We start from the raw sequence: 15550 nt of genomic DNA on the forward strand, positions 1-15550 counted from the left end.
CGTTTCACAAAAATTTCAAAGGGATAATGTAAATCTTTTTTCTCTATACCCAAAATAGTAGGCAATAAATATCGAAAGCAAGCTGAGCCAAAATGTAAAATAGCCTATTTCATTCATATGTACAAGTAAATCTCGATAAACCGGCATCATATCAAAAACATAATCAATCACGTCATTATGTAAAGTCCAAATTCCTGCGACAATAAAATGCCATGGCTTAATTCGATAAAATGGTGAATATAAGATTCCTTGAATCGCCATTCCTAAGTGAGAAGCTATCAGCATATATCCTTGCCAAGCAAGTTCTCCTGTCGTATATAATGTCAATACATTCATCACCACTGCCCACATTCCATATTTAAAAAGGGTCATGATCGCAAGTGCTTCCATTAGTCCCCAGCTTTTTTTCAATAGAAATGCAAGTAAAACAAATACAAAAAACAAAGATGCAGTTGGGCTATCTGGAACGAATGGGAGAAAAATGGTAGGAGTAGCAGTAAGTTGGCTTCCATACCAAATGTAACCATACAATGTTCCGAATATATTAATCAATAGCAACATCATGATAAACCTCTTATTTGCCAGAATCGGATAGATCAGATTCATATATATACCTCTTTCTTTCAAGATATTCATGTAAATGAAATGACAAAAAAGAGGATGTCCCAAAGGATCTGACCAGGCTACCACCACACAGTTGATAGTGTTACTTACACTTCCTAAAAAACTGTTTGTAGTGGTTGCAGGGTCTGACCCTTACTTATGGGATGTCCTCTTTCTTCACACATTATTTAGCCGATAAATTCACAAGAAAATCAGCAAGAGCTTCTAGTTCTTCATCAGAACCTTTAAATATACCAGCAGGCATTCCACCAGTACCGTTTTTGGCAATGTCTTTAATTTCATCAGCAGTATGTCCAGTATCGATAAGTGCTGGACCAGCTCCACCCGTCAATTCAGCGCCATGGCATGAAAGACAAGTATTTGCTTCAAGGGCTTTGTATCCATCAGCCTCTTTATCAATTGCCACACCTTCAACAATCTTCCCTTGTGAAGCTGCTTTATCCCAATCATGGTAATAAACTGATTGCCAAGTCAAGAACACAACCCCAGCAATAGCTAAAAGCATGAAGCCAGTTGCGAATGGACGTTTCGTTGGACGACGCTCTGGACCACGGTCAAGAAACGGCGCAAGCAACAATCCTCCAAATGCAAGTGTAGGAATAATGATAGCACCTACAATATTAAATGGACCTGAAGCATACGCATACTTCAGCAACTGGTAAAGAAATAAGAAATACCAGTCAGGAAGTGGAATATATGCAGTATCTGTCGGGTCGGCAATTCTTTCAAGCGGCGACGGGTGCGCTGCCGTTAAGCAAAGAAAACCAACAAGGAATACGGCTCCAACTAGCCATTCTTTCAATAGGAAATTCGGCCAAAACGCTTCAGTTTTACCTGGATATTCCGAATAGTCTTTCGGAACAAACGGTTTACTATCCGCTGAGATTCGAGAATCTCCTACAAATTTCATACCTTTTCCACGATGCATGAACAATCCCCCTCCTTTATGAAAAGGTTATTATTTAGGTTACTAGATAAATTTCTTTTATATCCCAAGCAAACAGTCTACCTACTTGAGTCAGACGCTTGTCCAATTGCAGTAACTTAATTTCTAATCAAAGCGCTTTTGCATTTCTTACAATGGTCCTGATATACCTTGTCTTCTGATCATTATGAAGTGAGCAGCGATTAACCCTAAAAGTGCAGCCGGTAAGAAGAAGACATGTATCGCAAAGAAACGAGTTAACGTCTGTGCTCCAACAATCGTCGGATCTCCAGCAATTAATGTTTTAATAGCTGGACCAATCAATGGAACAGAGTCAGCGATTGTTAATGTAACTTTTGTAGCAAAAACCGCTTTCATATCCCATGGTAATAAATAACCTGTCAAACCTAAAGCTAACATGACAAAGAAAATGAGTACTCCAACAACCCAGTTAAGCTCACGTGGTTTTTTATAAGCTCCCTGAAAGAAAACCCGAAGAGTATGTAAGAACATCATCACAATAACTAGACTTGCTCCCCAGTGATGCATACCTCGTACAATTTGTCCAAATGCCACTTCGTTTTGTAAGTAGTAAACAGACTCCCATGCATTTACGATATCAGGTACATAATACATGGTTAAGAACATACCTGAAAGAATTTGGATGACTGTAATGAAGAAGGTCAAGCCCCCAAAACAATAAACAAATGCTGAAAAATGGTGTGCAGGGTTTACGTGTTCAGGAACCTCATGGTCAGCAATATCCCGCCATATGGGCGCAATGTCTAAACGTTCGTCAACCCAATCATAAATCTTGTTTAACAATGATTACGCCCCCTCATGCGGTTTTAGTAACCCTAAATAAAGAATTCCGTCTTTTTCCTGCGTTTCATAAACATCTAGCGGTTTGATCGGTGGAGTTCCTGGTACGTTTACCCCACTTTTTTCGTATCTCCCCATGTGACAAGGGCAGAAAAATTGTTCTGGATGTTCTTTGTCTGTATTCCAAGCAACAGTACATCCTAAGTGCTTACATACAGGTGATAGAGCAACGATTTTACCATCATCTGCTTTATATACCCATGCCGTATTCGTCACTTGGGACTCGTACCAACCATCGATTTGATCAAATGTGTAATCAACTCGGATTGGTTCCGCTGTCAATTCCGAAACTTTCTGACTCGTTGGGATAAATCCTCCTGATGCACTTGCTTTCAACACTGGATCAATCGCGAATCGAACCATTGGCATTAATATTCCTGCAGCCATGAAACCGCCTACACCTGTAAGAGTGTAATTAAGGAACTGACGTCGTGAAACATTACGCTTACTCATGCTTTTCCCCCCCTCTATTACTATTCTGAACCAATTAACCAATAAATAGCAACACTATAAAACTAGGACATTACAATGATATCTCAATATTCCGTCAAGGTCAATATATGTCGGCCCTAAATGATGGCAATATTGTGGTATATTACCTTTGTATCCAATGCTATTTATTCCAGCTTTGCGTAAGCATATCGAGCATTTGGTGCACTTGATCGTTCATCATCTGCCTTGCTTGTCCTTCTTCTAATTGTTCAAGCCTAATGGAAGGAATCCATAGGAGTGAACCTGGAAGCTCATCTTCATATCTTTTCCACTCACTGTCAGATGTAATCCAAAAAACGTGCTTGAAATCAGTTTCCGCCAATTTCACTTTCCATATTTCTATGAGATCTGCTTTGTCCTGACCTTCTGACCAGTACGTTAACTCCGGCATTAACAGAAGTCTTCCTTTTAATTGCTTCTCGACTTCCATCGTTAATATTCCCATAAATTCATGCATGGACGAAAAATGTTTCATCTGTACTCCGAATGAAATCGGATTCATTGGAATGATTAGACTGTCCACATATTCCTTCGACTCTTGATACAACCCAACTTCCTTATAATTCCACTTCAATTTACTCACTCCTTGCAGTTATCAATCATCTCCTAACATTTTATCATGATTAAGTCTTGTTTCATATATCATTACCAGTAATCCTTCATTTTAACAAAATACTCATTAATTAGTATCAGATACAAATTTGGCTTAATAACGCCTAATTCTATTTTTACAAATTAAACTATTATCATGTTTAGTAGATGGCGCGCTCGAGATCTCATTTGAACTAAATTTAAAGTCTGAAAAGTTATTTGTAGCGTTTTCGCAGAAATTAAAAAATAAGGTTGTCCCATAAAAAAAGGACCAGACGCCACAGCTACTATATCTCGTCTATATGCGTGTATATGACGCAATAAACGGTGTATAGAGTGTCAGGATCTGATCCTTCTTTTAGACAACCTTTTTCGTTTTAATTGAAGGCTATGTTATCCATAATTGATAATGATTTTAAACTAATTGGTGTAATACCGTGATTTCACACGTCTCCCCGTTAGGTAGCAAATCAACATCACGATAAACATAACTTAATTGAAACATCCCTTTACAGCTTATTCAGTTCTTTTGTTAATGAATAAAAAGTTTCTTTATCATTCAGGTCAAGTGCATTATCGATCGCTTTTAATATCCGCTCTTTCTGGAATGTCGCCAACGAATTTTCTAGAAACTTCTCTGCCATAAGCTTATCTCTCTCATTACTCCCTGTGCTTTTTGGCATAAATGGATTTTCTTCTAAAACCGCGGCATAGTGATAGGATGAGTAGGCCGATTTAAAATTTAATTGGATGTAGATGTCTTCATCCCGATTAAGGCGGATATCATGAAACGACTTCTCTGCGTCAGTTGTCATGATATTGGATTTATAAAATCGGAAAGGCGCCTCATCCACACAATGCGTTGACATAATCAAGCCTCGTGGGCAGTATTGAGCACTTTCCACAAAATGAACCTTTTTCATTAACTGATCATGGCTCATTAAATAATTCAAAATCCATACACATTCCCTGCGCTTCAACTGATAATGATTTAAAAACCAGCGAATAAAGTCTTTCTTTTCGTTAACAGATACAGGGGCTGCCACCATGAGTTCCCTCCTCTGTACAGATATTGTATCAATCAGCATCCTTACCCTTTTTTATTCTTCAGCTAATCGATCCAAAATCAGCACATATTCATCATTTGCCGGATCCAGTTCGAGAAGCTTATTAAATATTTCTCTAGAGGTAGCTAGTACTCCTTCTTCAATTAAAAAGAATCCGTAATCTTCTAAAAAATCTTGGTTATTCGCAAAAAATTCATAAGCCTTTTGGAAGCTTATTAATGCTTCTTTGTAACGCTCGGTTTTTTGTAGGCTCACAGCAAGCATCCATTCAAATTGCGGATCATCTTCCCCGTATTTCCTAACACTTTCAATCGTTTCAATGATATCCTCATACTTTTCTTCATGCATGAACAGCTTAAGTAATGTAAGTGTAGCCTCCAAATAGCCCGGATCAATGGCAAGTGCTTCTCTGAAAAACAATTCTGCCTCATTAGTCAGACCCTTTTTCAAAGCAATTTTACCCCCAAAAAGATTCAGCTCTTTGTTGAATTCATCCTTGTGAATCCCCTCTCTTACCGTTTCTAGAGCTTCATCCAGACGCTCTAGACTTTCATAAGACTTCGCAAGATACAAATAAAGGGAATGATACTCTGGATCTAACTCCTTGAGCTCGGTAAACCTTTGAATCGCCGTTTCAAACATGGCTGCTTGGTATGCCGTTAATGCATATTCAAATAATGTGTTGATTTCGAGTTTGTCTTCTAACGCCTTTTCAAAAAAAGGAATGGCTTCTTCAAACTCACCCAAATTACTTAAGGTCTGCGCTAATCGCTGGTTAATACTTACACCGCCAATTTCTTTTTGCTGCTTAAGTACCTCTTTATAATTCGCAACAGCAGCATGATCCTTCCCTTGCTGGTAATACAGTTCCGCTAACGCAAAGTCAATCAATGGTTCGTTTGGTAGCAATTCCTTTGCTTGTTTAAGCTTTCGCTCACTGACCTCATCCATTCCCTGCATTTGATATAAATCCGCTAAAAGGAGCAGAGCGCTTGGATACATGTCATCCGACATGCTAATTTTTTCAAGCAACAAGAATGCCTCATCTTCTTGGTCCAGATCAACGAGAATTTCAGCAAGTGTGACGATTAGCTCTCCTTCATTAGGGAAGAGCTTAAGTAAATGTTCGTATAAATCCTTTGCTTGCTCCATAAATCCCAGCTGTAATAATTCTTCAGCTAAAAGGAGCATTTCTTCAATTGCTTCAGATGATTTTATTCGATTTATATGTAGAAATGCTTCTTCTAATTCGCCTTTTTTTAGATTGCTGAGCACTTTTTCAATTGTGTTCATTATAAAAACCTTCCCCCTGCATACAATTTCTTCATATTAAAAATCCAGGAATTCTGATTTTTATTTCAGATCCTTTTTTATCGGAAAAGGATAGTGTCGACCCTGCCCTCACAACCTCCCCATTTAACACGGTGACAACCAGTTTATCATATTCCGCTTCTGAAATTCCATTGAAGTCACTTGTATCGTGCGAAGAATAAAATAAGTTATAGCTTAATTCTCCATTATTACGCAAATATCCTTTTATCGGATACAAACCAATTTTTTTTAATGTTGGAATAGAGATAGGAGCACCTTCAATAAGGGACTCTTTACTATGTGAAAGTTTGGCATCAGTCATAATTTTATTCCAAATTGTCTTCCCTTTGTCATTTGCAGTTTCTTGTCTGAATATAGGGATAAAAGTCGGATTATATGGAAAGGAAAATTGGCGAATCCAGCTCCATGGAAGCCGTTTTAATTCATCTAAATCCGTAATTTCCACAAATACAGCGGGGATACGTTCTTTAATACAGCGTTGCATGAGCTTTGGGGAGATCGTATTTTGGGCAACTTTAATGGCAAGTAGATAATCAAGTGGTGATTCTTTCATACGTTTTCGTATTTCTTCTAGACAGGGTGTGAGGAGATATACGTAAGCAACTTTTACAGGAATTAAAATCATCCCAACACCTTTTAACACACGCTGTTTATACAGTGACTGGGAGGCAGGTAGTTTCGATTCATTTAAGACTGTCGTTATAACAGGACTCATAATAAAGTTTTCCAGATTTTGTTTCATCATTTTCAGTTGATTGACAGGGTTGTGAATAGAATCCACTTGATCATCTTTCACTACAATGAACTTCTTTGACGTCTTGCCATCTTGCCGTACCATTACTTTATCAATGATATAATTCGACATATAACTCCTCCCTAGCCTTGTCTTATGACCAGCTTATGAAAAAGAACCAAGAGATATGTTCATTTATAAAAAAACATCCTTTGGCATCTGATCCCAAGCCAGCGATAAAAAAGGTTCAGGTTCTTAAATTGTATCGCCTTATAAAGGTGGCGGTGCCGAGCTGATTTTGCGAAGCCCCGCCCCTTTTCCACAGAAAATGATGATTCAACCTAATTTAAGACCTTCCCCATTCGAAAGGTTAATTTGGTTGAATCATCACAATTATCTTATTTTATTAATGTTGTCAAATGGTCAAAAAACTGAGGATATGAAACTTCTATCGCCTTTGAATCAGTGAGGATTATTTCATCACTCGCAACTAATCCTGCAATTGCTAGCATCATACCAATGCGGTGATCTCCATGACTTGAAACTTCACCACCATGTATTGGTGAACCTCCTGTAATGACTAAACCATCTTCAGTTGGCTTGATTTTAGCTCCTAGACGTGTTAGTTCATCTGCAACTGTATCAATCCGGTTCGTTTCTTTCACTTTCAATTCTGCTGCATCCTTAATGACGGTCGTTCCTTCTGCTCTAACAGCTAACAGAGCGATAACAGGAATTTCATCGATTAAACGTGGGATTAAATCTCCTTCAATCGTAATGGCATGAAGTTTGGAGGAACGTACTGTGATATGACCGTACGGCTCGCCTTTTTCATGGACTGGTTCAATCTCGATATCTGCACCCATTCGTTCTAGCACGTCAATAATTCCGGTACGGGTAGGATTTAAGCCTACGTTTAATAGCTTAACTTCACTATTAGGTGTAATCGCAGCGGCCACCATGAAAAAGGCTGCTGAAGATATATCTCCAGGAACATAAACGGAAGTGCCTTGAAAACTTTGGCCACCTTCAACACTAATTTCATTTCCCTTTCTTTCCACTTTCCCACCAAATTGGACAATCATTCGCTCAGTGTGGTCACGTGTTTTTTCAGGTTCAACAATAGTTGTCGTACCTTTAGCTTGAAGACCAGCTAAGATGATCGCAGACTTCACCTGTGCGCTTGCTACGGGAAGCTCATACCGAATTCCTTTAAGTTCAGTTCCATTAACCAAAAGTGGTGTAAATTCACCGTTATTCCTACCTTCAATATCCGCTCCCATTTGCTTCAAAGGATTCACCACTCGTGTCATTGGACGTTTCCCAATTGAATCATCGCCAATCAACTCCGCCTGAAAAGCCTGTCCTGCCAAGATTCCGAGCATAAGCCGAATCGTTGTACCAGAATTACCTACATCAAGAACTTCACTTGGTGCTTTTAACCCTGAAAAACCCTTGCCGATTACTTCGACACGGTCGCCATTCTGCTGAATGCTGACACCTAATTTAGAAAAGCAATCGATCGTACTTATACAATCCGCTCCTGGAAGAAAGTTTTCAATTTTGGTAACCCCTTCCGCCAAAGCACCAAACATGATCGAACGATGTGAAATGGATTTATCCCCTGGTATAGATAAAGTTCCTTTTAGTGATGCAATGTTTGTTTGTAATGTTTGTGTAGCCATCTACTGATCTCCTTTATAATTATTCCGACATTATACGAGAATGGTATCGAAACTTGTATATTTTTTTATACATGCAGCGGCTTTTGTCCGATCTACATCTGTTTGAAAGCTAACAACTAAGACTCCAAATATATCTTCTCTTGTCTCGACAATTCGAATATTGGTAATGCTTATCTCTTCTTTTGCAAAGTATCCCGTAATTTCCGAAATCACACCAGGATAATCCGGAACATCAATATATAAATCGTAATAAGCAGGTATCGCTCCTTTTCCATGGACAGGAAGATCATCACGAAACTCTTTGGCTTCCTGAAAAAAACGATAAATACCGTCACGATCCTCAGACGTGATCAAATCTTTCACTTGAACCATTTCTTCGATCCAGTTATCCATTAATTCAACTAATACTGATTTATTATGAATAAGAATATCCCGCCACATTTCTGGACTGCTTGACGCGATTCTTGTGATATCCCGGAATCCTCCTGCTGCCAAACGCGAGACGAGCGGATTTCTAATACTGTAATGTTCTGCTTGTTTGACGAGCCCTGAAGCAATAATATGTGGAAAATGGCTGATGACACCCGTTAATAAATCATGATTATCCGGTGTTACGAGTAAGAAGTTAGCTTTTGTTCCTTTTAACCATGCTTTGAGTCTATCGATGTCTGAATCAAGAGTTCCCTCTGCTGGGGTTAATAAATAAAAAGCATTCTCGAATAATTGAAGCTTAGCAGCACCAGCACCACTTTTATGGGAGCCTGCCATTGGATGTCCTCCAATGAACGTAATTCCTTTATCTAGTAATCTTGATGCCGCTCTTGCAACTGAACCTTTTGTGCTACTGGCATCAGTCACGATGCAGTCCTTTTTTAAGTTCATGTTTGCCAACTCGGCGATAATTCGCTCTGTTTCATTGACTGGTACGGCTAGAATAATAAGGTCAGCTTCTTGTACACCCCATTCAATTGATGGAGTCATTTCATCAATAATTCCAAGAATTTTTGCCAAATGAGCGTTGTTATCATCCCGGTCAAACCCTACAATGTTTACCTCCGGATGTTCATGTTTAATCGCCATCGAAAGCGATCCACCTATTAAACCAAGACCGATTACACATACATTTCCGTTCATTCATGCCACCTGCTTCATTCTTTAAAATCCTAACGATCCATTCTAAAAGCATCTTTTAAAAAGGGTGAGCAACTTACCATCATTTTCGTTATGGCACAGCGCCCACCTTTATAATCATTCATTTCAATGGTTCTCTTAATTATTCTTGCTGAGAACGGCTGCTTGTTGTGCCGTGAATTCTTTTAGAACAGCAATCATTCCTTCATTCTGTTCCTTAGTGCCGACTGTAATTCTTAGGCTAGTAGGGAAGCCAAGGAATTTACCAGAACGCACGATATAACCACGCTCTAATAAATGTTGAAATAGTTGGTCAGCGTCTACTTTAAAATCAATCAAAATAAAGTTCGTTTGTGACGGATAATAAAATAAGTTTTCAGATTCACAAAAACTAACATATTGGGCAAGTCCCTGTCGATTTTCAATACTACAATGCGCAATAAAATCTTGATCAGAAATAGCGGCAATAGCAGCTGCTTGACCTAGTGTGTTTGCGTTAAATGGCTGTCTTGCAGGATCCAGCTTTTGAATCACTTCTTCATCCGCTATTCCGTAGCCAATCCTCATACTCGCTAAACCATACGCCTTTGAAAAAGTACGTAAAATGATTAAGTTTTTGTATGTAGTAGGCCATGAATTCGTCTGCGGATAATCTTCTGCCACAACATACTCTGCATATGCTTCATCGAGGACAACGAGAACATCTTCTGGAACTTTCTCAAGAAATTCACGAAGCTGCTTTTCACCGATATATGTACCAGTCGGGTTATTAGGTGTACACACCCATACGACTGCTGTATTTTCGTCAATAGCATTTAGCATTCCTTCTAAATCATGATCCCCATCAATTAATGGAATTTCGCGAATTTCAGCATGTTCCAAAATGGCGTTATGCTTGTATTGGGAAAAAGTTGGTGTCGCCATAACCGTATTCTTTCCTTCACTTAACAAACTCCGAGAAATGATTTGAATATTTTCATCTGAACCATTCCCAAAAATAAGCTGTGTTTCCTTCACACCTGTGTGTTTAGCCACCGCTTCTCGAAGTGTAGTCGCATAACCATCCGGATATATCGCTAATGAAGAAGCGAATTCTGATAGGACTTGTTTTACTTGTTCTGAACAGCCAAATGGATTTTCGTTGGAAGCAAGCTTCACAATTTCATCCAGACCATACTCTCTTCTTACTGCATCCGTTGATTTTCCTGGTTGATACGGTTTTAATGATAATACTGATTGATTCCACTTCATTTTCTTACACCTCATTTTTTTATATAGAAATTCTTAGCCTTCTATTATTTTAATTCTTTAGATCAGGTCGTAATGCAACTGCTTCACCATGGTATACATGTTGAATTTCTTGCTGCGTTTTATCAGTATTAAGATGCAACATGATTCTAATACAGAAAGGAAGCGATCCTTTAACTGGTATTTCCTGCATGCAAACAACCGGAACATATTTCCATCCCTCGATATTTCTAAGTGCTTTTGACGGAAAAGTTGATTGTAATTCTTCAGTAACTGAAACGAAAACCGATGCTACCTTTTCAGGATGAATCTCATTTTCCTGAATCATTTCAACTAGAAGTGTTTCTACCGCTTGTATAACTTCTTGTTCTTCATCATGCAGAACTGTCGTAGCTCCCCTAACTCCTCTTATCATTGTCATTCACTCTCCAGCCTTTTATATTTCTTTTATTAATTTTAGAATATCAATTCTAACTGCTTCTGAATGATCTCATCATTGATTTCTGCTAATATTGGAGATCCTATCTCGTTCAGCAAAACAAATGTAATCGTATCGGAAATTGTTTTTTTATCTTTTTTCATTTTCTGGATTAATGATGTGTGATCAAGTTGCTTCGGAATATTGGTAGAGTATCCTAATGATTGCACCCACTCCATAAATTCCACTAAATCAAAATTTAGTCCTTCTTTGTATTGACTTAGTTTCAATGCGTACACACAGCCAATTAAAACAGCTTCGCCATGTGTGAAATTGCCGTAGCCCATTAATCCTTCCACTGCATGACCTAATGTATGCCCGAAATTCAAATAAGCACGCACTCCATTTTCCTTCTCATCTTCTTTGACAATCGAAGCTTTAATTTCAATACCTCTTTTGATCATGTAAAGATATTGTTCATCTGTGATAGCTTGTAAATCTTGAATTTCTGTAAGAAGCCATTTGTAAAAATCCGGATCTTGAATAAGCGCATGTTTAATGACCTCAGCGAAACCTGATCGTAGTTCCTTTATCGGTAACGTATGTAAAAAAGATAACTCATAGAAAACCGCTTCCGGCTGATGAAAAGCGCCAATCATATTTTTTCCTTCTGGATGATTGATCGCAACTTTCCCACCCACTGCACTATCATGAGCAAGCAATGTCGTAGGCAGCTGAATAAATGGGATCCCTCTCATAAATGTCGCTGCAACGAATCCAGCAACATCGCCGACAGCTCCACCACCCAAAGCCAGAATCATCGATTTTCTGTTTAACCCATTCGCAAGGGCAAAGCTTTGACATTGATAAAACACATCAAATGTCTTTGCATGTTCCCCTTCTGGAACTATATATTCCAATACTTGTTTTCCTGTTTTTTCTGCCAATTCTTTCACTGTACGTAAATGAATGCTCGCTACCTTTTCATCACTAATAATCAATATTTTCGTAATATCCGAATGATTTTTTTCTAAAAATAACGGAAGTTGCTCCATTACATGATTTCCTAAAAAAACAGGGTACTCTTTGGAAGGAGTTTTAATATCGATTGATTCCATCGCTTAAAACTCCTTTACTTCTTGACGGTATTGCTCGATATATTCGGATAATTGACTATATCGGTCAGATGGGAACTGTTCAACGATTGCACATGCTAATTCCCATGCTATTGCTGCTTCTGCGACTACTGCTGCTGCTGGAACTGCACAGCTGTCAGAACGCTCCACGCTTGCTGCAAACTCTTCCTTCGTATCAATGTCAACACTTTTTAACGGTTTATATAAAGTTGGAATTGGTTTCATGACACCACGTACAACAATCGGCATGCCCGTTGTCATTCCACCTTCAAAACCGCCTAAACGATTTGTTTTTCTATAATAACCTTGTTCCGCATCCCATGCGATCTCGTCATGAACCTGACTGCCAAATAAATGAGCTGCTTCAAAGCCAATTCCAATCTCTGCACCTTTAAACGCATTAATACTTACGATTGCTCCAGCTAGTTTAGCATCCAATTTACGATCGTAATGTACGTAGCTGCCAACGCCCACCGGCATTCCTTCGACAATTACTTCGACAACTCCACCGATAGAATCGCCATTTTTCTTCGCTTGATCAATGGCATCCATCATGCTCTGTTCCACTTCTTTATCCAAACAGCGAACAGGGGAATCTTCCGAGATTTGCTGTAATTCTTTAATCGAAGAATACGGAGTCGGATTTGCTTTGATTCCGCCAATTTCAATCACATGTGATGCAACTTCAATCCCTAGCAAAGAAAGGAGTTTTTTTGCAACTGCTCCCGCTGCCACTCTGACTGTCGTTTCCCTTGCTGACGATCGCTCAAGTACATTTCGTAAATCTCTGTGACCATATTTAATCCCACCATTTAAATCTGCATGTCCTGGTCGTGGTCTTGTGATTTTTCGTTTGACCTCTTCCGCTTCTTCAGCAGAGATGGGTTCGCTACCCATAATTTTTGTCCAATGCTTCCAATCATTATTTTCAACAACAAGAGCCACTGGAGAGCCAAGCGTATAGCCATGTCTGATTCCAGATGCGATAAAGGCTTCATCTTTCTCAATTTGCATCCTTCTTCCGCGACCATGCCCTTTTTGTCGACGCGCTAGCTCATTATTAATATCTTCGGCTGTAATCGGCATTCCTGCTGGAAGTCCTTCAATAATTGTCGTTAACTGTGGACCATGCGATTCGCCTGCTGTTAAATATCTCATTTTCTCTGCCCCCATTTAAACCGTTAAAGGATTTTGATTTAAGTAACAATATACCACAATTTTATGAAAAATGGGAATTTGATTTCAAGAAAAACACTACTGTTCTATCCAAGTTAACGATTCATCCATCTTTTTTCAGGAAAAATCAAATAATTATATGAAATGTATCGTCTAAACAAAAAAAGATTATCTAACAAAACGGAAGATTCCGCTACTGCTAAATAACTCTTTTAGCTGTCACTTTTGTAGACTTAGATTTTTGTGTGAAGGACATGGGGACGGGGCTTCGCGACTTACTCATATAGCTAATCTACTTAGCTAGTATACTTATATGACCTTAGTAAGTATCCGGAAATCTGGCTCCACACCGCCACCATTATGGTTAGGCGAGTGTAACGTGCTTAATGATCGATCCTTCATATTAACTGGTGGAGTTTTAACGCCATTCAGGTTTTCTGTGGAAAAGGGGCGGGGCTTCGCACCGCCACCTTCATAAAGTGATACTATTTTTAGATCCTGAACCTTTTCAATGTTTTAGTTTTAGAGTAGACGCTCATGGTAGTTTTTTATAAAAAAAAGTTTCTTCCGTCTCAAAGCCATATTGGTTGGGGTTGAAAATCTGTTCGGTACTTCCAACGAAAAACACGCCGTCGGTTTTTAAAGCTTGACTGAATTTTGTATAGAGGAGGTGCTTAGCCTCTTCAGTAAAATAAATTAACACGTTTCGACAAACAATTAAATCATAGTTTGAGTCAAATTTTTCAGATAATAAATTTTGTTTTTTAAATGTAACAGTTCTCTTAATTTCATCCGCCATATGATAAAAGTTTCCTTCTTTTATGAAAAATTTCTTTTTCACCTCAAGCGGCACTTCATTTAATGACCTTTCCGGGTACACACCAAGCTTTGCTCTTGCAATAACGTTTTCATCAATATCTGTCGCATGTACTTCTATCTGCTGCAGCGGAAGAAAGGATGCAAGCACCATAGCAATCGTATACGGTTCTTCCCCTGTCGAACAAGCAGCACTCCAAATTTTCAACTTTCGTTTAGATAAAAGCAGCCGAGGTAAAATTTTCTCCGCTAACACTTCCCAGCGCTTTGCATTTCGAAAAAATTCTGACACGTTAATCGTCATTCGATCAAGAAATTCTTCTCGTTGCTTTGTGTCTTGTTGTATTGCTTGAAAATAAGCATCGAATGATCGATACCCTTTTTTTTCATAGAGGGAAGTCAAACGCCGTTTCATTTGCGCTTCTTTATATAATGATAAATCTATGCCAGTTAGTTTTTTTATCTTCAAAATAAATTGTTCATACTCTTGTACCATGTTAACGACTCCCCGCACTATTTGCATATTTTGTTTGTACAATCTATTATTCTTATCGGAAGAGAATGGTACTTTTCAACCTGATTCCGAAAAATTAAAGCGTTACTTTCATCCTTTTTTCCTTCCCTCCACTTATTTATTCTTAACTTATTACTCAACGTTCAAGCGAGGTTATATAGTTTATTAAACCATTAGCAAAAAGCCTGGATGAAGAGCAAATTCACTCATCATCCAGGCTTTTTGAATCAGTATATTGCAAAGAATTAATAAACCCACTCATTGATTAGTTTTTTGCTAGCAACCAATTCTTCTTCTTTGAAGAAGTATGCCACTTCACGCTCTGCGCTGGCAAGTGAGTCGGAACCATGAATAATGTTTTTTTCGACCGTCATAGCGAAATCGCCGCGAATTGTGGCAACTGCTGCGTCTTTAGGGTTTGTCGTGCCCATCATTTGACGTGCTGCTGCAATTACGTTTTCACCTTCCCAAACCATTGCAAATACAGGACCTGAAGTGATGAAATCTACTAACTCGCCAAAAAAAGGACGTTCTTTATGTTCAGCATAATGCTGTTCGGCAAGTTCTTGTGAGATTACCATTAATTTAGCACCGACAAGTTGAAAGCCTTTTCTTTCGAAACGACCGACAATTTCGCCGATTAAACTACGTTGAACACCATCTGGCTTGACCATTAAAAATGTTTGTTCCATTTCTCCCACTCCCGTAAGTATCATCTGTTTGTCTATTCGAACTATTCACCGAAATATTACCACTTTTCTAAAAATATAGCAATCCTTT

16 protein-coding genes are annotated in these 15550 nt (G+C 38.6%); all 16 read right to left on the bottom strand.

All coding sequences use genetic code 11. The annotated features are described in order from the left end of the window. Positions 1 to 15 precede the first annotated feature (15 nt). A complete protein-coding gene (gene lhaT / locus AC1MGI_RS17060; RefSeq protein WP_480346474.1) occupies positions 16 to 606 on the bottom strand; it encodes a lipoprotein heptaprenylglyceryl N-acetyltransferase LhaT in 591 nt (196 codons plus the stop codon). A 181-nt stretch (positions 607 to 787) separates the two neighbouring features. Next, positions 788 to 1552: a c-type cytochrome gene (locus tag AC1MGI_RS17065; RefSeq protein WP_480346476.1), complete on the bottom strand. Its 765-nt coding sequence runs from the start codon at positions 1550 to 1552 to the stop codon at positions 788 to 790. 147 nt (positions 1553 to 1699) lie between these two features. Further along, on the bottom strand, positions 1700 to 2374 hold the full coding sequence (gene qcrB / locus AC1MGI_RS17070) for a menaquinol-cytochrome c reductase cytochrome b subunit (protein WP_400623147.1): 675 nt from the start codon (positions 2372 to 2374) through the stop codon (positions 1700 to 1702). Positions 2375 to 2377: 3 nt separating this feature from the next. Continuing rightward, on the bottom strand, positions 2378 to 2884 hold the full coding sequence (locus AC1MGI_RS17075; protein WP_480346478.1) for a QcrA and Rieske domain-containing protein: 507 nt from the start codon (positions 2882 to 2884) through the stop codon (positions 2378 to 2380). A 160-nt stretch (positions 2885 to 3044) separates the two neighbouring features. Next, positions 3045 to 3497, bottom strand: coding sequence for a YpiF family protein (locus tag AC1MGI_RS17080; RefSeq protein ID WP_480346480.1), 453 nt, complete (start codon positions 3495 to 3497; stop codon positions 3045 to 3047). A gap of 526 nt (positions 3498 to 4023) precedes the next feature. Beyond that, positions 4024 to 4560, bottom strand: a complete 537-nt coding sequence (locus AC1MGI_RS17085; RefSeq protein WP_480349840.1) for a ReoY family proteolytic degradation factor — start codon at positions 4558 to 4560, stop codon at positions 4024 to 4026. 54 nt (positions 4561 to 4614) lie between these two features. Then, positions 4615 to 5874 carry a tetratricopeptide repeat protein gene (locus AC1MGI_RS17090; RefSeq protein WP_480346482.1) on the bottom strand — a complete coding sequence of 420 codons (1260 nt, stop codon included), beginning with the start codon at positions 5872 to 5874 and terminating at the stop codon, positions 4615 to 4617. A 31-nt stretch (positions 5875 to 5905) separates the two neighbouring features. Next, positions 5906 to 6778, bottom strand: coding sequence for a hypothetical protein (locus AC1MGI_RS17095; RefSeq protein ID WP_480346483.1), 873 nt, complete (start codon positions 6776 to 6778; stop codon positions 5906 to 5908). Positions 6779 to 7044: 266 nt separating this feature from the next. After that, positions 7045 to 8331 carry a 3-phosphoshikimate 1-carboxyvinyltransferase gene (aroA, locus tag AC1MGI_RS17100; RefSeq protein WP_480346485.1) on the bottom strand — a complete coding sequence of 429 codons (1287 nt, stop codon included), beginning with the start codon at positions 8329 to 8331 and terminating at the stop codon, positions 7045 to 7047. A 30-nt stretch (positions 8332 to 8361) separates the two neighbouring features. Further along, positions 8362 to 9465: a prephenate dehydrogenase gene (locus tag AC1MGI_RS17105; RefSeq protein WP_480346486.1), complete on the bottom strand. Its 1104-nt coding sequence runs from the start codon at positions 9463 to 9465 to the stop codon at positions 8362 to 8364. Between the two features lie 135 nt (positions 9466 to 9600). Then, positions 9601 to 10713: a histidinol-phosphate transaminase gene (gene hisC, locus AC1MGI_RS17110; protein WP_480346488.1), complete on the bottom strand. Its 1113-nt coding sequence runs from the start codon at positions 10711 to 10713 to the stop codon at positions 9601 to 9603. A 49-nt stretch (positions 10714 to 10762) separates the two neighbouring features. After that, entirely contained in the window at positions 10763 to 11125 is a 363-nt protein-coding gene (gene aroH / locus AC1MGI_RS17115) for a chorismate mutase (RefSeq protein WP_480349842.1), read from the bottom strand. A gap of 41 nt (positions 11126 to 11166) precedes the next feature. Beyond that, a complete protein-coding gene (aroB, locus tag AC1MGI_RS17120; RefSeq protein WP_480346490.1) occupies positions 11167 to 12246 on the bottom strand; it encodes a 3-dehydroquinate synthase in 1080 nt (359 codons plus the stop codon). A gap of 3 nt (positions 12247 to 12249) precedes the next feature. Next, entirely contained in the window at positions 12250 to 13422 is a 1173-nt protein-coding gene (gene aroC / locus AC1MGI_RS17125) for a chorismate synthase (protein ID WP_400623164.1), read from the bottom strand. Between the two features lie 553 nt (positions 13423 to 13975). Beyond that, a complete protein-coding gene (locus AC1MGI_RS17130) occupies positions 13976 to 14752 on the bottom strand; it encodes a CheR family methyltransferase (protein WP_480346492.1) in 777 nt (258 codons plus the stop codon). A 263-nt stretch (positions 14753 to 15015) separates the two neighbouring features. After that, the gene (gene ndk / locus AC1MGI_RS17135; protein WP_480346493.1) at positions 15016 to 15462 is read right to left on the bottom strand and encodes a nucleoside-diphosphate kinase; all 447 of its coding nucleotides are present in this window, start codon (positions 15460 to 15462) and stop codon (positions 15016 to 15018) included. Positions 15463 to 15550 lie beyond the last annotated feature (88 nt).

The organism is Peribacillus sp. BM1, assembly GCF_056679975.1.